The sequence below is a fragment of the Saccharopolyspora sp. NPDC050389 genome (genome assembly GCF_040655595.1).
In the GTDB taxonomy this organism is placed as follows: Bacteria; Actinomycetota; Actinomycetes; order Mycobacteriales; family Pseudonocardiaceae; genus Saccharopolyspora.
Genome location: NZ_JBFAKG010000048.1, coordinates 37,627 through 53,632, shown reverse-complemented (window position 1 = coordinate 53,632; position 16,006 = coordinate 37,627). Strand labels below are relative to the sequence as shown.

Annotated in this window: 14 protein-coding genes and 3 pseudogenes; 7 read left to right on the top strand and 10 right to left on the bottom strand. The window is 67.0% G+C overall.

Features of this window, described 5'->3' with window-relative positions:
- Positions 1-15: 15 nt before the first annotated feature.
- Positions 16-159: pseudogene (locus AB0I53_RS28415) on the top strand (transposase); the annotation flags it as partial.
- 600 nt (positions 160-759) lie between these two features.
- Here the strand turns inward: AB0I53_RS28415 and istB are convergent.
- From istB to AB0I53_RS28400, 3 genes are all read right to left on the bottom strand, one after another.
- Positions 760-1,608, bottom strand: coding sequence for an IS21-like element helper ATPase IstB (istB, locus tag AB0I53_RS28410; RefSeq protein WP_358609306.1), 849 nt, complete (start codon positions 1,606-1,608; stop codon positions 760-762).
- Positions 1,609-1,630: 22 nt separating this feature from the next.
- Positions 1,631-2,506, bottom strand: a complete 876-nt coding sequence (locus tag AB0I53_RS28405; protein ID WP_358609303.1) for a transposase — start codon at positions 2,504-2,506, stop codon at positions 1,631-1,633.
- A gap of 1,195 nt (positions 2,507-3,701) precedes the next feature.
- On the bottom strand, positions 3,702-4,049 hold the full coding sequence (locus AB0I53_RS28400; RefSeq protein ID WP_358609300.1) for a hypothetical protein: 348 nt from the start codon (positions 4,047-4,049) through the stop codon (positions 3,702-3,704).
- Between the two features lie 83 nt (positions 4,050-4,132).
- Between AB0I53_RS28400 and AB0I53_RS28395 the strand changes: the two genes are divergently transcribed.
- Positions 4,133-5,200, top strand: coding sequence for a DUF6880 family protein (locus AB0I53_RS28395; RefSeq protein ID WP_358609297.1), 1,068 nt, complete (start codon positions 4,133-4,135; stop codon positions 5,198-5,200).
- Here the strand turns inward: AB0I53_RS28395 and AB0I53_RS28390 are convergent.
- From AB0I53_RS28390 to AB0I53_RS28380, 3 genes and pseudogenes are all read right to left on the bottom strand, one after another.
- Positions 5,118-6,206, bottom strand: a complete 1,089-nt coding sequence (locus AB0I53_RS28390) for an ISL3 family transposase (RefSeq protein WP_358609294.1) — start codon at positions 6,204-6,206, stop codon at positions 5,118-5,120. The two genes, AB0I53_RS28395 and AB0I53_RS28390, sit on opposite strands and share 83 nt — an antisense overlap.
- A gap of 126 nt (positions 6,207-6,332) precedes the next feature.
- Positions 6,333-6,479 (bottom strand): annotated as a pseudogene (locus AB0I53_RS28385) (IS256 family transposase); the annotation flags it as partial.
- A gap of 11 nt (positions 6,480-6,490) precedes the next feature.
- Positions 6,491-6,670, bottom strand: a complete 180-nt coding sequence (locus AB0I53_RS28380; protein WP_358609291.1) for a hypothetical protein — start codon at positions 6,668-6,670, stop codon at positions 6,491-6,493.
- Positions 6,671-6,990: 320 nt separating this feature from the next.
- On the opposite strand from AB0I53_RS28380, the gene AB0I53_RS28375 reads away from it, so the two are divergent.
- Entirely contained in the window at positions 6,991-7,344 is a 354-nt protein-coding gene (locus AB0I53_RS28375) for a helix-turn-helix domain-containing protein (RefSeq protein WP_358609288.1), read from the top strand.
- Positions 7,345-7,464: 120 nt separating this feature from the next.
- Here AB0I53_RS28375 and AB0I53_RS28370 read toward each other — a convergent pair.
- From AB0I53_RS28370 to AB0I53_RS28355, 4 genes and pseudogenes are all read right to left on the bottom strand, one after another.
- A pseudogene (locus tag AB0I53_RS28370) lies at positions 7,465-7,689 on the bottom strand (IS256 family transposase); the annotation flags it as partial.
- 277 nt (positions 7,690-7,966) lie between these two features.
- Positions 7,967-8,581 (bottom strand): hypothetical protein, encoded by a 615-nt coding sequence (locus AB0I53_RS28365; protein WP_358609286.1) that lies wholly within the window; start codon positions 8,579-8,581, stop codon positions 7,967-7,969.
- A 107-nt stretch (positions 8,582-8,688) separates the two neighbouring features.
- Complete coding sequence (locus AB0I53_RS28360; RefSeq protein ID WP_358609284.1) at positions 8,689-9,960, bottom strand: nucleotide sugar dehydrogenase; 1,272 nt, start codon at positions 9,958-9,960, stop codon at positions 8,689-8,691.
- A 67-nt stretch (positions 9,961-10,027) separates the two neighbouring features.
- Positions 10,028-10,525, bottom strand: a complete 498-nt coding sequence (locus AB0I53_RS28355; protein WP_358609282.1) for a hypothetical protein — start codon at positions 10,523-10,525, stop codon at positions 10,028-10,030.
- 1,126 nt (positions 10,526-11,651) lie between these two features.
- Here AB0I53_RS28355 and AB0I53_RS28350 point away from each other — a divergent pair.
- The 4 genes from AB0I53_RS28350 to AB0I53_RS28335 all read left to right on the top strand — a co-directional run bounded on the left by AB0I53_RS28350 (position 11,652) and on the right by AB0I53_RS28335 (position 15,980).
- A complete protein-coding gene (locus tag AB0I53_RS28350) occupies positions 11,652-12,884 on the top strand; it encodes a DegT/DnrJ/EryC1/StrS aminotransferase family protein (RefSeq protein WP_358609279.1) in 1,233 nt (410 codons plus the stop codon).
- Positions 12,881-13,543, top strand: coding sequence for a sugar transferase (locus AB0I53_RS28345; protein ID WP_358609276.1), 663 nt, complete (start codon positions 12,881-12,883; stop codon positions 13,541-13,543). The genes AB0I53_RS28350 and AB0I53_RS28345 overlap by 4 nt, the downstream gene beginning before the upstream one ends.
- Positions 13,544-13,716: 173 nt before the next feature.
- Positions 13,717-14,754, top strand: a complete 1,038-nt coding sequence (locus AB0I53_RS28340; protein WP_358609273.1) for an NAD-dependent epimerase/dehydratase family protein — start codon at positions 13,717-13,719, stop codon at positions 14,752-14,754.
- On the top strand, positions 14,751-15,980 hold the full coding sequence (locus AB0I53_RS28335; protein ID WP_358609270.1) for a glycosyltransferase family 4 protein: 1,230 nt from the start codon (positions 14,751-14,753) through the stop codon (positions 15,978-15,980). The genes AB0I53_RS28340 and AB0I53_RS28335 overlap by 4 nt, the downstream gene beginning before the upstream one ends.
- Positions 15,981-16,006: the final 26 nt, after the last annotated feature.

Genomic DNA, 16,006 nt, shown 5'->3' with positions numbered 1-16,006 from the left:
GCCGACAACGACGCCGCAACCTGGGCGATCGATCTCAACAGCGGAGGCGCAGCGCTGCTGCTGGCGCTGCTGGTCAACCACGAGCAGCGGTTGCTCTACATTCCCGGCCGCACCGTCTATCACGCCGCGGCCAGCTACCGCGGCGACGGCAAGACCGACTGCGGGCATGATGGGCGCGGCGTTCTTCCGGTGGCTGGACCCGAAGACCGATCGGCTGCGTGCCTTCATTGGACAGTGTGTGGCGGACGAACACGACACGGGCGTCGATGCGGACATCTGTCCAGTGCAGGGTGGGGGCTTCTCCTTTTGGCATGCCGGTGCTGACGAGGACCTCGAACAACTCGGTGAGCGGGTCGTTGATGTCCGCGCGGTAGGCCGTCGGAGCTGCCGGGGGGCAACAGGTCCATGCGGGGTGGAATGGCATCGAGAACTTCTCCGACAATCCTCCCGGAGTTCGGAGAACTCTGCTGCCGCGGTCTCTTGGAGCGGGAGTAAGCGTAGGAAACCGGCACGAATCCGGCTCGTTCGCATGTGGAGTGGAGTGTTGCGAACTGGTCGGGACCGAATGAGGCGAGCACGACGCGCGGCGATTTCGGCATAACCAAGATTATCCCGCTGATCACTGAGCGCCGAAGGGCAGTGCGGATGACCTTTTCGGTTGATCCTGGGCGTTTCGCCGACTTTGGGCAGGGTGTACTGACGCCGCTTAATGATCTTGGCCAGAGTTGCTCGCTGAAATTCCCCACTCGGGGGTGGTGGTTAGCGTAGCGGTTGCCGGGTGCCGGTGGTGGCTTGGCGGAGGGTGTCGGTGCGGGCTTGGTGGTCGCGTAGCCGGTAGGAGTCTCCTTCGAGGGTGAGCACGACGGAGCGGTGCAGGAGTCGGTCGAGTAGGGCGGCGGCGACGGTGGTGTCGCCGAGGATCTCGCCCCAGGAGGCGACGCCGCGGTTGCTGGTCAGCACGATGGAGGTCTTCAAATATCGTTGGGAGACAACCTGAAACAGTGCGGAGGCGGCCTCAGCGGGCAGCGGCAGGTAGCCCAGTTCATCGATCACCAACAGGGATGGGCCGTTGAAGAAGCGCATGGTGGTGGCCCAGCGGCCCTCGATCGCGGCGCGGTGGCAGCGGGCGGCGAGGTCGGCGGCGGTGGTGAAGTAGGTGCGGTAGCCGGCCTCGGCGGCTTTGCGTGCCAACCCGACGGCGAGGTGGGTTTTGCCGACGCCGGGTTGACCGATGAGCAGGACATTGGTGGCGGATTCGATGTAGCGGCAGGTCGCCAGCTCGTTGATGAGCTTGGGGTCGACGGCGGGGGCGGTGTCGTAGTCGAAGTCCTCCAGGGTGGCCGGGGTGGGTAGCGAGGCGAAGCGGAGCCGGCCCGCCAGGCGGCGGGCCTCGGTCGCGGACACCTCGATGCCGAAGAGGCGTTCGAGTGTGGCGGTGGGGGTGAGGTCTTCGGCGGTGGCTTGCTCGAGGACCCCGGGCAGCGCCTCGGCGGCGGCGTGCAGCTTCAACGTGGCCAGATGGCCGCGTAGCTGCTGGTAGAGGCTGGCCTGGCTGGCGGTTGTCGGGGTCGTCTCGTCGGTGGCGGTGGTGATTTTTGTTGCTGTCACTGGGTTTTCCTGTCTCTCTGTGTTACTTGTCGCCGGCCGGGGCGGCCGGGGGCAGGGTGGTGCGGGCGGCGGCTGCCGCGGCGTAGCGGGCGAGATCGATGACAACCTCCGCGCCGACGGCGCCGGGCGTGGTCGGGCTGCCGCTGGTGCGGGTGCGCAAGGTGTCGGCGGCGGCGCGGGCGGCCGGTCCGGGTGGGATGCGCTGCTTGCTGCGGTGCGGCCGAGCGGAGGTGGCGGCGGTGATGGCGGCGTGTTCGAGGGCGAGCACGTGTCCGTGGTCGCGGACCATGGCGCCTGCTCCCTCGGGTGCCAGGGTGTGGCGGGCGATGACCGTCCCGGTCTCGGTGGCGATGTCGAGGTGGCTGGCGCCGAGCCGGAGGATGACGGCGACGGCGGCTCCGGCCAGTTCCGGGGCGACGCTGTAGCGGTTGCCGCGGAAGGACACCAGTGCCTGGGCCGACACCACTCGGGTCACCGACAGGGTGGCCGGGAACGGCGCGGCCGGCGCTGGACGCAGCGGCTCGGCCGCCGCGACGGTGACCACCGAAGCCTTCCCGTCGGAGGTGGGACGCAGCCGGGTGTCGCCGCGCTTGGCGCACCAGGTATCGAGCATCTGCTGGGCCTGCTCGGGCGTGACGTCGTCGGGCAGGGTGCGCCAGAAACGTTGCGCAGCAACGTGATTGGCCTTCTCCACCACACCTTTGCGGTTGCCTCGTCGCGGTGGACACGCCCGCACCTGCACACCGTAGTGCTTGGCGACGGCGGCAAAGGAGGCCTGCACCCGCCCGGTGTCGGGGTTGATCACGGTGGCCATCCGGTCGAACCGCCACGCATCCGTGCACCCGCCCAGCGCGCGGGTGACCCGGTCCAGGGCGTCGATCAGGTGCGGCTGATCCATCGACGGACACAGCCTGCCGCGCCACCGGCTCGAGTGCGACAGCGCCCCCCACCAGCAGGTGGGCGCATCTGCCCCACCCCCAGTGCGCGGGCGGGTCGGGCAGATCGACCCAGTCCCACTGGGTCTCCTCACCGGGCGGGTGCTCGATCACCGCGACCGCCCGCCCCGTCGCCGGTCGGCACGGCTCACACGCCGGGCGCAGGCTACGGATGCGCAGCTGGCGGGTCAGCGTCGGATACGAGAACCCGTAGCCCAGCTCGAGCAGCTCGTCGTAGAGCGTGGTGGCCCACAAGTGCGGGTCCTCGGCCAGCCGCGCCGCGCAGTAGATCGCGAACGGCTCGAACGGATCCGGCGTCGTGCAGGCACGAACCCCGGGTTGACGGTCGCCGTTGAGGTAGGCGCGGATGGTCTTGCGGTCCCGGCCCAGATGGCGGGCGATCGCGGAGATCGTCCAGCCCCGGGCGGACAGGGCGTGCGCGTCGATGTCTTCCTCCCGTGTGAGCATGGAGACGTGGGGCTCCTTCGAGCTGGTGAGTGGTCAGAGACCACCAGCCTTGAGGGAGCCCCGCCCGTCTCGGCGGAGCCACGCGGGTGGGGAATTTCAGTGAGCAGGTCTGGGGAGATTCACCTGAGCGCCGTCAGTACCGCCTTCCGGACGCCTTGTTGGTTCGACGCCGCCGAGGCCGTGTAGGTGCTCTGCGGCGTGGCCCGCTCCCGTGCCGAGAACAACGTGCCGGGTTGTGCAATACGGCCAAGGGGTTGGCCGGCCGGCTCAGTGGCAAGATCACGAACGAGGGTGCATTTATGGTGCAGAATCGTCGCCGATTGGGGGCGAATGTGGGCGAATCAAGACGTGAGCAATCGCAAATATCCCAGCTAGATCGACCGAGGGCGACTGGGGGACTAACCAGTCAGTTAACCGAAGGGTTACTGGTTCGAGTCCAGTCGGAGGAGCAAAAGCCCAGGTCACAGACCTGGGCTTCTTCTTTTTGGTGCCGGTTTCAAGATCAATGGTCCTAAAATGGTCCGTTTTCAGCGCGCGCTGTCGGTGCCACGGAACGCCTGCCTAATGGTCGGTGTTCGTTGTAGTCGTCGTTGTAAACTGCGTGGCGATGGACGGCGACCGCACCTCGGTCTGTTGATGCGTTTCGAGCGGACGGTCGACTGCGAGTAACTCGTAGTGCTGGATATTCGCTCATCGCCGATCACTTGGATCGGCTCTGGCGAACGGTGCCGCGCGGAAACCTGAGTCGTCTCCCATGTGGATGAACAGGTGCCCTTCGAGCGTGTCGTCGGCGGCCAGGGTGGCCCAGCCGCGCCCGCTGACCTGATCGCCTTCGTCGTCGCCTTCCCAGCTGAACTCGACGTAGGGCTGGCCGTCGCGCTTGGTCGAGCGGCAGTCCATCCAGCCGTGGACTGCGATGAACCCGAACTGCCCGGTCCCGTCCTCGGCGAACTCGATGAAGCCAGGTTCGATGAGGTCGATGTCATCACGGTCCCACGCGTCCATCTCCACGATCCGCCATCGGCCCGCCAGACTCATCGCTGGTCCTCCACGTGTTCGCCGTCGCGACGTCAGGGTAGTCACCGTGCGAGACCTTCGGTGTGTCGGTGTTGAATGGCGACGTGGTCAGTGCAGAAGTGGAGCGGGTTCGTCGGTTGATCGACGGCCTGCGGCGCAATCGCCGGACGCACCCACAGCATGGGCGACGGGAGTACTCGCAGCGGGTTCGGGAGGTCGCCGCCGAGTGTGAGGCGTTGATCGAAACCGAGCCGGCATCCGTACCTTCCCTCGCCCGTCGTGCGGTCGACCTGGTCACAACGGCGTTGATGTACCTGCACGACTCGTCTGGCATCGTCGGCGACGATCTCCACGCGCTGATGACCGTGTACGCGCGCGCCTGCGCGGCGGCGTCGCCCGAGCCCAAGCGGCTGGCGGCTTGGCTGGCCAAGCTTCGTCTGGATGGGCCGGGCTGGCCGGACTTCGAGCTGCGCGATTACGCCGCTGCACTCGGCCAGAAGGGCCGCGCCGAACTGGCGAGGATCGTCGACGAACGTGCCAAGGTAGCGGAGCCTGAATTCGGCAGGACGCCGTTCGGAATCCGCATCTTGCGCGAGCAACTGGCCGAGCTGACCGGAGACGTCGACCATTACGTCGCTGTGCTGGCCGAAGATCTCTACGCCGCCTCCCAGTACCTCAAGATCGTTGACGTGCTCCGATATGCCGGGCGCGCCTCGGACGCCGAGCAGTGGGCGCAGCGTGGGCTCGGGATCGGTAACCCGATCGACCAGGGCAAGCTTCGCGATCTCTACGTGGACTTGCTGCTTGAGCGCGGCGCGGCCGATGAAGCACTCGCCCTGCGGTGGCAGCTTTTCGACCAGCGCCCGACCGCATCCCACTACCGAGACCTACGCCGCACCGCAGAACGCACCGGAGACTGGAGCAGCCTGCGAGACGAAGCGCTCAAGCGCCTGCACCACGCCGCGACGAAGCAGCCCGCGTTCGCCGACCACCTCGTTGGAGTGCTGCTCGACGAAGGCGAACTGGACCAGGCGTGGCTGGAGGCGATCGACCACACCGACGACCTCCCCGAATCGCGCTGGCATCAACTCATCGAACTGCGCCAACCCACGCACCCGGAGGACGTGATCGAGCCGTGGCAGCGGTTGATTCAGCGGCCAGGATCCGGGTGACCGGGGTCTTCTCGGCCAGACGGCGGCGGACCAGGTCGCGGTGGGCGTCGACCAGGCAGGCGCCATATTGTGGTGGGCGCAGCAGTTCCTCCACACGATCGGCGCGGGCGTAGCGCTTGACCGTGTTCAGTGACCAGCCCAGGCGTCGAGAACACTCCAATAACCCGACGCCCTGGGCGAGCAGGCTGTGGACGGCGGCGTGCCGCTCGCGGGTGCGCGCGGCCAGCGCCGAGCCCGCGGGGCGGGGCGTGGTGTTCCAGCAGGCCGCGTGGGCGACCACGCACTTCTCCACCGCCGCGGCCAGGCCGTGCCACAAATGCCACCGGTCGCTGGCCTGGACCGCCGTCGGAGCCCCTTGTCGGATGGCCTCAGCGTAGGCAGCAGAGCCGTCGCGGCACACGACCTGGACACCTGGATGCTCGCGCAGCCATTCCGCCAAGGTCTCCGCCTTGCGGTCGGGCAGCACGTCGACGCGGCGGTGGCTGACCGCGTCGATCAGCAAAGTCGCGTACTTCCGACCACGCTTGATCGAGAAGTCGTCGACACCGAGCACCTCCACCGTCCCGACCTCCGGATCGGGCAGCGCGCGCACCAAGCGCAACAAGGTATTCCAACCAACCGCAAACCCCAGCCGGGCCGCAAGCCGCGACCCGGCCCGTCCGGCCAAAGCAAGCCCGACCTGCTCCAACGCCTTGCGGCACAACGAGGTCCGGCGCGCGTGCTTGACGGTCAGACCGTCGACCTGCTCAGCGAATGTCCCAACTCGACAGTCCTGGCCATCGCAGAAGAACCGGCGCACCCGTAACCGCAGCACCACCTGCTCGCCCGCCACAGGGCAATCGGCCAGCGCGCGGTCATACCGGCTGTGAGTCCGGCGCGACCGGCGGCCACAGGACGGGCAGACCCCCTCCTCCGCTCTGACATGAGCCCAGACCAGCACGCCAGACCCGGTCCGCTCGACTCGCTCGACCACCACGCCGGCCAAATGCGGCAGCAGCGCATCCAACCACCCATGCTCACACCCTGGACATGATCACAGAGCCGCCCCGGGCGTCGGCGGCGACCCCACCAAGTTGATCACGCAATCAGCCACAGAGCCAAGTTTTGGGTGTAACTGGGTTTGATCATCAGGTCAATTGCGTGCGGCGGACAGGCGTCCGTCGAAGGCGAGGTCGAAGGCGTTGAGGGCGGCTTTCCAGCGCATGGTCCAGCGTCCTCGGCCTCGGCCGGTGGGGTCCAGGCCCATCAGGGCGAGGTAGAGGCATTTGAGGGCGGCGCGGGTTCAATGGGTTAGCGCAACGCCTTGTCTGCTGCGAGGTGTTCGTGATGGGGCGTCCTGCGTTGCCGTTGCAGGTCCAGCGCCAGTTTTGGTCGATGATGCGGACCGGAGTTGTGCTCGACGACGTCCAACGCCGTCGTCGCCGAAAGCCTGCTGGATCGGTTGATCAACACCAGCCACCAGGTGTTCATGAACGGCCCCAGCGACCGACCGAACAAGCGGCCCCGGGGTGTCGCTCATGACAAGAAGAAGACCACAGAGTAGAACATCATCAGGACCCACCACCTGCGGAATTACGTGAGCGCAGGCCCCGGGAATAACGTGAGCGTTCACACCGGGTGTGTCGTTCGTGCGGGCGGCCGGGGTAGCCGGTTCGATGGGGATGTCGTCGAGCTGGTGGAGGTGTGGTGGCAGAACCGGTGAAGGTCCGCAGATTGACCGATCAGGAAGGGCAGAAGCTGCAGCGGATCGTGCGTCGCGGCGCACCAGCACGGTGCGGTACCGGCGGGCGATGATCATCCTGGCCTCCGCGGGCGGCAATCGGGTCCCGGTGATCGCGCAGCTGGTGGCGGCCGATCAGGACACCGTCCGCGACGTGATCCACTCGTTTCAACGAGATCGGCCTGGCCCAGGCAGAACGGCGGCCACCCCGCCGACAAGCAACCATCCCATGACATCCCTCAGCAACCCCCAGTTTTCCGTGAACGGCGATCTCGCCAAGCCGACCACCAATGGTGGGACCACGAGGATTGCGAACCACTGCCGCAGCGATCCGATTGAGCTGACAGCCTCGTCGGCCGCCTGCTGCCGCCCTAGCTCGCAACACCCCGGCGTTCGTTGGTACAAGGGGCATCGTGCGAAATGAATTTCGTGCCGCACTGTCCCGAAACACCTCGGTATTCACCGTAGGACAACCGAAGAAACCAGGTCAGACGGTTATCCAGGCGGATTCGTATGGCACCTGGACCGGGCCGGCCGTGGCCGTCACCTCTCTTGGCTGGTGGTAGCCGTTGCGTACCACCAGTCGGTGGCCGTGCTCGTCGAGTTCCTCACGGAATCGGGCGAGGTAGGCGTCCACCTCGGCCCGCACCGCCTCGGCCAGCATCCGCTGCGCCCCTGCACGCACCAACTCGTCGATCAACGACAACGAACCAGACGAACCACCCGGATGATCATCACCCGCTGCTGGGTCGGGCACTACGCTGAGCATGGGTCGTACCCTCCCGACTGACGCGCCAACGTCGGCCTGCTTGAGAACCTCTACTCGATCAGCGGGAAGGTACGCCCCTTCCCAGCCGATCCACAGGTTCCAAGCATTGCTCCAGGTATGCGTCGGTAGATGCCTCTGGAGAGTTACTTCCGCTGCCCGCTGGTCGGAGTAACTTTGGTCCCGGGCAACTGCAGAACGTGGTCCGCGGCCGGGTATCTGCGCCGCGGATGAACCCGGTGGCATGGTTGCTGTTCGTCCGTCGGTTTCGCATTGCTCGTCAGCCCTCGTCCAGCCGGTCCAGCAGGAGGGCGATCCCGACCACCGCGGAGAACGCCAGGCATCCTCCTGCCACGACATCGGTGGTGTAGTGCAGGTGCATCCGGATCATCACCACGACCATGATGGTGGCCACGAAACCGATCCCGGCGAACGCAAGTCCACTGAGAACTGAGATGTAAATATTGGTGCGATGTAGAAGGAACACGCCTACCACGGCCAGGAGCGCGACCAGTCCGGTCGTGTGTCCGCTGGGCAGTGCCCAGTAGTCGTTGATCGTGCGGCCGATCAGCGGCTTCAGCAGTTGGCTGAGCACGATGGCCGTGGCGGGCGCGAGTGCCGCGAGCAGCACGTGCGTCCAGCGCCCGCTGAGATATCCGATGCTGGTGACAAGGGCGGTCGCGGTCATCGTGGGCTTGCGGTCGCCGAGCTCGGCGATCTCGTGCAGGACTCGGAGCTGCTGGTCTGCGATGTGGGTGCGCAGCCAGTGCTCGACCGCGAGATCGAGGCCACCCGGCCCGGCCTGCCCACCGTGGCGGGCACCAAGCACCAGGACGACGAGGGCGCACGCGATCGCAGCAAGTCCCGCCGGGCGCCGGACCCGACGTGTGATCAACGGTGCTCGTGGTCCTCCCGAGGTGACGGTGTCCACTCGCCGTTCTGCGGGAGAACCAGTTGCAAACGTGCTTTCCTGCCACCTGGCGGACCGTCTGCTCGGATCCCTCACAGCTTTTCCACTCCCGCGGCGCGCACCCGGTTCCGCGTGTCGAGCACCCGCTCGGCGTGGCGTTCCAACAGTTCCCAGTCGAAGGCGTCGTGGTCGGTCAGCACGATCACAAGGTCGGCGCGCGCTATCTGCTCCGGGGCGCACGGCACCATCTGCACGTCCACCGGCACCTGCGCCGGGTCGATCAGCGGATCCACGGCGCACAGTTCGGCGCCGAGCGCGTTGAGCCGCTTGGCCACGCTCATCGCCGGGGAGTGCCGGGCGTCGCCGGAGTTCAGCTTGTACGCCAGTCCCGCCAACAGGATCCTGCTGCCGTTGACCGCTTTGTGCCGCCGGTTGAGGTGCTCGACGGCCCGGACGACGACGTAGTCGGGCATGTGCTCGTTGACGTCGTTGGCGAGGTCGACGAACCGGAACGCCTGCCCCAGCGCGCGCCGGGACTGCCAGGACAGGTACGTCGGATCGATCGGCAGGCAGTGGCCGCCCACGCCCGGACCGGGCGTGAACCGCATGAACCCGAAGGGTTTGCTGGCCGCCGCGTCGATCACCGACCACACGTCCACGCCGAGCCCGTGGCAGTGCACCGCCAGCTCGTTGACCAACGCGATGTTGACGTGGCGGAAGGTGTTCTCCAGCAGCTTGGTCAGCTCAGCCTCGCGGGTGCCCGGAACCGGCACGGTGCACTCCACCAGCGAGTCGTAGAACTCCCGGACCACTGCGGTGGACTTGGCGTCCACACCGGACACGATCTTGGGCGTGTTGTGGAAGCGCCAGGTCCGGTTGCTCGGGTCGATGCGCTCCGGACTGTAGCCGACCGAGAATTCCACGCCCGCGCGCAGACCCGATCCGGCTTCCAGGATCGGAACGAAGATCTCCTCGGTGGTGCCCGGATACGTGGTGGACTCCAGGATCACGCAGCAGCCCGGCATGAGATGCCCGGCCAGTATCCGCGCCGCCTCCTCGATGTAGTCCAGGTCCGGGGCGCCGTCGCGCAGTGGTGTGGGCACGCAGACCACAGCGGTCTCGAACCCGGCCAGCGCGCTGCGGTCGCTGGTGGGCCGGTACCTTCCCGAGGCCAGGGCCGTGGTGAGCTCGGCGTCGTCGACGTCGTCGATGAACGTGCTCGCTCGCTTGAGCAGGTCGATGCGGTCCTTGTCGGTGTCGAAGCCGACCACGTCGTAGCCGACCTCGACGGCGCGCATCGCGAGCGGCAGGCCCACATAACCCTGCCCGATGACGACCACGCGCCCACCTGCGCTGGAGATCATGCCGCCCCCTTACCCGCGCCGGCCCCTCGCCCGGCGCGTTCTGATTTGGCGAAAGTTGTTGCCGGAACTAGTAGAAGCACCGGTTAAGCAGCGCGCCGCCGAGCACTGGGTTGGCACCGGTCTGCCACAGCGCGTCGACCGGGTGGCCGTCGCGCGGTGCAGGACCCAGTCGGGGGCGAGGAGCGCGGCGATCATCCGCGGGAACGGGATCGCCGAGATGCCGACGGTGACGACCACCCGGATGCGGTCGCCGAGGCCGGGTTGCGCGGAGACCGATTCGTAGCGGTCGAACTGGCGACCGCCGTAGCGCCACGGGCCGCCCGACCAGTGCGGGTGCTGGGTGCAGGCGTGCACTTGCGGTGCCCAGCGCAGCAGGCGCCCGGTCAGCGTTGTATTCGAACGTGTGCCCGACCACGAGCTGGACCTGCTGTTCAGCCACGATCTCGACGAGGCGGGAGGCGTCCGACACCGACGTTGTCAGCTTCTCCACCAGAGCGCGCTTCCCGCGGCACAGCGCCTCGGCGTCGACGACGGCGACGCGCACGTCCAGCAACGTGCTGAGCACGCGAACATGCTTCGAACCCCAGTTCCCGCATCCGATCACTGCCAATCGTGTTTTTCGCGCTCAACCCGATCAGACCCCCCAGTTGGCCGGCTCTCCGATGGAAATTTTCCACCATCAGCGTCCGGCACATCGGTTGATTTCCACCGCACTGTTACGGACAGCGTTGCTTGGTAGCGCTTCGTGCTTGCCCTCGAATTGGGCTGCCACGCGTTCCGCGAGATACGACTACGGGCTGTGCCGGCAGGCGGGTGGTCAACTTTTTCTCGAATACCCACTTCGGTCCGAAGATCACCACGAGAGACGACTCGGCTCCCGGATCAAGGGCGAAAAGCACTGTAGCAGAAGGGCTTTCCTGTCAGCAGCCAGCGCTCGACCAGAGTTGTCGGCGGATCGTGCGGTTGGAGTACGCCTGTCTGCCGGCAACCGCCCCGGCCGGGTGCGTGGCCTGCCCGTCCCGGGGCGGCGAGTTGCCGGCGGATCGTGCGGTTGGAGTACGCCTTCTGCCCAACGCCTCCCGATCGAGACGCTTGGGTGCCGCAGAGCGCGATTTCTCGTCCTTCGACTGCGCCCCCTGCGTGGGGCTCGCTCGCCGCGGCAGCCGAGCCTGCAAGCGCCGGCCACAGCCGGTGTTCGGGAATGCCGTCGTGCCGGCCCCGCCGCGTGCTGATGGCGCACGTGATCGTGGCGTCCGTACTGACCGTCCACTCCGGACCCTCCGGTGCATCGCAGCCGGTGCTCGCGTCCAGAATCGATGATCGGCCCAAACGGCCCCCGCCGCGTCGACCGATCCGGCAACGACGGCTCCAGCCGGGCCCACTCCGCATCAGTCAGATCATGTACCGGTGAGCGGTGCCGAATGGTGATGATCTGAAGCCGCACCCAACGACCAAGATCTATCAGCCACGCCCTATCCCCCACACCGCTGACGACACGCGCCATCCCTTGACAAGCCTCGGTGGACGTTGTGAGGCTTTGACATCGAGGTTGGTTAATAACCACCTGGATTGGCCGGTCGCCGCCAGAACTGGGGCACGTTGCTGGGGCACCGGCAGTCACCGTTCGTCATGGGGGAGGCGACGATGATGCTCGCGCATGTTCAGGACCGCGCAGTTTGCCCGGTGCCGTCGTGACCGCGCAAACCGTTCAGTCCGTCCTGCCACGCCTGGCGATCGACGGCGGTACTCCGGTGCGGACGACGCCGCTTCCGGCCTGGCCGCAGTTCGATGATGCCGACGCTCGGGCTACCGCCGACGTGTTGCGGTCCGGAAACGTCAACTACTGGACCGGCAACCACGGGCGGGCATTCGAATCTGAGTTCGCCCGGTGGGCCGGCGTTCCTTGTGCCGTGGCGGTGGCCAATGGCACCGTTGCTCTTGAGCTGGCACTCCGTGCCCTGGGGATCGGACCCGGGCATGAGGTGATCGTGCCGGCGGTGACCTTCATCGGCACGGCGAGTGCCGTCGCTGCCTGCGGAGCACGTCCGGTCGTCGTCGACGTCGACCCGGATTCGCAGGCGATGACCGTCGAAACCGTCGCTCGCGCGATCACCAACCGGACGGCCGCGTTGATCGTCGTCCACGTCGGCGGGTATCCGGCGGATGCGGGGGAGCTGGCCGAATTCGCGGTCGCCAAGGGCCTCCCGCTCGTCGAGGACTGCGCCCAAGCGCACGGGGCGTGTCGCGACCTCCGGCCGGTGGGGCGATTCGGTTGTATCGCCGCCTGGTCGTTCTGCCAGGACAAGATCATGACGACAGCCGGTGAGGGCGGCGCGATCACGACGGGCGACACCGACCTGTACCGACGCTGCTGGGAGCTCAAGGATCACGGCAAGAGCTGGGTGGGAGTCCACGAGACCCAACACCCGCCCGGTTTCCGTTGGCTCCACGACACGTTCGGCACGAACGCTCGGATGACCGAGATCCAGGCGGCCGTCGGACGGCTGCAGCTGGCCAAACTCGACGGCTGGGTTGCGCAGCGGCGCGCGCGGGCCGATGTCCTCCGCCGCGCGCTCGGGGAGGTTGCGGCGCTGCGACTACCCGCGCTCGCCCCCGGCGTCGAGCACTCTTACTACCGCTTCTACGCGCACCTGCGGGAAGACCGGATGAAGCCGGGCTGGACTCGCAACCGGGTGGTCGCGGCCATCAACGCGGAAGGCGTGTCAGCGGCGTTCGGCGGATGCACGGAGATCTACCGGGAGAAAGCGTTCGACGCGGTCGGACGTCCAGCGAGTCCGCTGCCCGTCGCGCACTGGCTCGGACGTCATTCGATGGTGCTTCCGGTCCATCCGGCATTGTCGGCAGCGGACGTGCAGGACGTGGCCGAGGCAGCACGGAAGGTACTCGAGGAGGCCTCGGCATGAGACGCGCGGTTGACATCCTCGTCGCGGTCGTCGCTGGGATCGCGCTTCTTCCGCTGTTCTTCGTACTCGCCTTGACAATCCTGACCGTCATGGGGAACCCGGTGCTGTTCCGGCAGACCAGGCCGGGGCTGCACAACGTTCCGTTCGTCATCCTCAAGTTCTCCACCATGCGGGCACCTCGGTACGTCGGTGAACCCGATCACGAGCGCACGACTCGACTCGGCGCCGTCCTGCGCGCCACCAGTCTGGACGAGCTCCCTCAGTTGTGGAACATCCTGCGGGGCCACATGAGCTTCATCGGCCCGCGGCCCCTGCCCATCCGGCCCAAGGAGTCGTACACATCCGCCGAGCGGGCGCGCCTCGTAATCCGTCCAGGCTTGACCGGGTGGGCTCAGGTCAACGGGCGCAATGCGCTCAGGCCGCAGGAACGCACCGAGCTGGATATCTGGTACATCTGCAACCGCTCTCTGTCCCTGGACCTCAAGATCCTCTTCCTGACAGTCGTGAGGGGGCTGAGGGCGCAGGGAGTCCACGGGCCACTGGAGCCTCACAAGACCGGGACCGCATCTCACAAGTCTGACGACACCGAGATTGCCGGAGTCGCTGAACGCTGCGACGGCGCAGCCGGTTCAAGGGCGCTGGAACGTGGCCAGGCCTGAGCAAGTCGCGAGTCCCACGACGACTGTCGAGCCCGGTCACACCGTGGTCGCGGTCCTCGCCCGGGAAATCTCGGGCTCGCCACCGCGCTGACGCTCGCGGACTAGACGAGATCGTTTCACGCTGCGGGCTCTGAGCCGTTCAGGGTCGGGGCCGTTCGGAATTTGGGGGGAACATGAAGGCATTGGTCACCGGCGCTGCTGGGTTCATCGGAAGTCATCTTGTCGAGCGGCTGATCGACGAAGGTGCGGACGTGGTTGTGCTGGACAACATGTCCACGGGCGTGGGCTATGACCTCGACCGCCTCGCGGCGCTGGGCAAGCTCGACTTCGTCCGCGGTTCGGTGCTCGATGAACCCCTGATGGGCTCCCTCGTCGCGACGGCGGACGTCGTCTTCCACATGGCGGCCACGGTGGGGGTGAAGGCCATTGTGGACGATCCGATCGGTGCGCTGCGAACCAACCTCCGCGGCAGCGAGGTGGTGCTGGAGGCCGCGCGCCTCAGTGGCACGAAGGTGCTTGTCATGTCGAGCAGTGAAGTCTACGGCCACAACACCGCGGACTTGCTGCACGAGGATTCGCCCCGCATCCTCGGTTCTCCGCTCGCCGCCCGATCGTCATATGCGGAGGCAAAGGCGGTCGTCGAGACCCTCGCCCATTCGTACTGGAAGTTCCACGGCGTGCCGACCGTGATCGTCCGGCCATTCAGCGTCGTGGGCCCGCGGCAGACGGGGCGATTCGGGATGGTCATCCCCCGCTTCGTCGACGCGGCGCTCGCGGGTGAGCCGATCACGGTTTTCGGCGACGGGAACCAGACCCGCTGCTTCTGCCATGTCGACGATGCGGTGACCGCCATCTTGGGGCTGAGTCGTCACCCGGGCGCCGTCGGCGAGGTGTTCAACGTCGGCCGACCGGTGGAGGTGTCGATCAAAACGCTCGCGCAGCGCTGCATCGAGCTGACGAACTCGTCGAGTGTGATCCGGCACAAACCCTACGTGGAGGCCTACCAGGACGGTTCCGTCGACATGGAACGGCGCATCCCGGACATCTCCCGGGTGCGGGACCTCATCGGATTCGAACCCCGGCTGGGACTCGACGACATCCTGCGCAGCATCATCGCCTCCCGAGGCGGCGATTCGGGCGGGCGGTCACCCGCCCGCAGCGTGCCCGTCGCTCTGTCGGCCGCCGGGACAGGACGGGACGCTTCTCGATGAAGATCGGCATCGTCAGCCAGCTGTTTCCTCCCGAGGAAGCAGCAGTTCCGAGCACGCTCGCCGATGTCCTCGCCGAGCGGGGGCACGACGTCAAGGTGCTGACCGGGTTTCCCCATCACCCGTACGGCAAGGTGTACGACGGATACCGGCAGCGCTGGGCCCATGTCGAGAACCGCGGGCCGGTCCGGGTCCGACGGGTGCCGCTGTATCCCAGCCACGACGTCAACCCCCTGCGACGCGCCGCCACCTTCCTCAGTTTTGCGATGACATCTGCGGCGGCATCCCGCTTCCTGGCGGACCGCGATGCCATCTACGTCTACTCGACCCCGATGACCGCCGCAGCGGCCGCCGAGGCCGTGCGCCTGACCCGTGGCCGACCGTACGTGCTGCACATCCAGGATCTTTGGCCGGAGTCGGTGTTCGACTCGGGAATGGCCGGCGGACCAGCTCGACTTGTGGTGGGCCCTCCGATCGGTCTCGGGCTCCGCTACCTGTATCGGAACGCCGCACACCTGTTGACGATCTCACCGACGATGCGAGAGCTGCTGCTCGACCGAGGCGTGCCGGCGAACAAGGTCTCCGTCGTGTACAACTGGTCCGCCGAGGAGAACGGCACCTGGGTTCGGCCGGACTCGGCCATGCGCCACCGCCTGGGTCGGCCGGATCGAACAATCGCCGTGTTCGCCGGCAACGTTGGTCAGCTCAACGATGTCGACACCATCGTCGACGCGGCAGCCCTGTGCCGTGCGGACACCCCGATCGACGTTGCCGTCATCGGAGCGGGAACTGCGGCCGCCTCGGCCATACGCCGCGCAGGGGACCTCGGAGCCGACAACGTTCGGTTCCTCGATCGGCTGCCCGCCTCGGAGATGCCCTCGCTGTTCGGGACAGCGGACTACCTGCTCGTCACGCTGAAGGACACTCCACTGTCCCGGGCGACGATCCCGTCCAAGCTCGGTACGGCGCTTGCTCACGCCTGCCCGATCATCACAACCGTCCCCGGTGATGTGGCCGCGCTGTGCGCCGAGGGCGGCTTCGGCCTCGCTTGCCCTCCGCAGGATCCGCAGGCGCTCGCCGAGACGTTTCGCCGAGCCTGCAGCCAAGACGAATCCGCCCGCCGGCAGATGGGCCGGGCCTCGCTCGACTTCTATCACCGGACCATGTCCCAAGCACACTCGATCGCCAAGATCGAATCGGTGCTCTCGCGTGTGGCCGCGCGAACGTAGGCGTACGGATGGGAAGCCATGTTTGA

Bases quoted from the DNA above. Each gene is read 5' to 3' on its own strand.
- AB0I53_RS28360 (WP_358609284.1), bottom strand. From the start codon at position 9,960: ATGATCTCCAGCGCAGGTGGGCGCGTGGTCGTCATCGGGCAGGGTTAT.
- AB0I53_RS28345 (WP_358609276.1), top strand. From the start codon at position 12,881: ATGAGACGCGCGGTTGACATCCTCGTCGCGGTCGTCGCTGGGATCGCG.
- AB0I53_RS28380 (WP_358609291.1), bottom strand. From the start codon at position 6,670: ATGAACACCTGGTGGCTGGTGTTGATCAACCGATCCAGCAGGCTTTCG.
- AB0I53_RS28335 (WP_358609270.1), top strand. From the start codon at position 14,751: ATGAAGATCGGCATCGTCAGCCAGCTGTTTCCTCCCGAGGAAGCAGCA.
- AB0I53_RS28400 (WP_358609300.1), bottom strand. From the start codon at position 4,049: ATGAGTCTGGCGGGCCGATGGCGGATCGTGGAGATGGACGCGTGGGAC.
- AB0I53_RS28375 (WP_358609288.1), top strand. From the start codon at position 6,991: ATGATCATCCTGGCCTCCGCGGGCGGCAATCGGGTCCCGGTGATCGCG.
- AB0I53_RS28405 (WP_358609303.1), bottom strand. From the start codon at position 2,506: ATGGATCAGCCGCACCTGATCGACGCCCTGGACCGGGTCACCCGCGCG.
- AB0I53_RS28340 (WP_358609273.1), top strand. From the start codon at position 13,717: ATGAAGGCATTGGTCACCGGCGCTGCTGGGTTCATCGGAAGTCATCTT.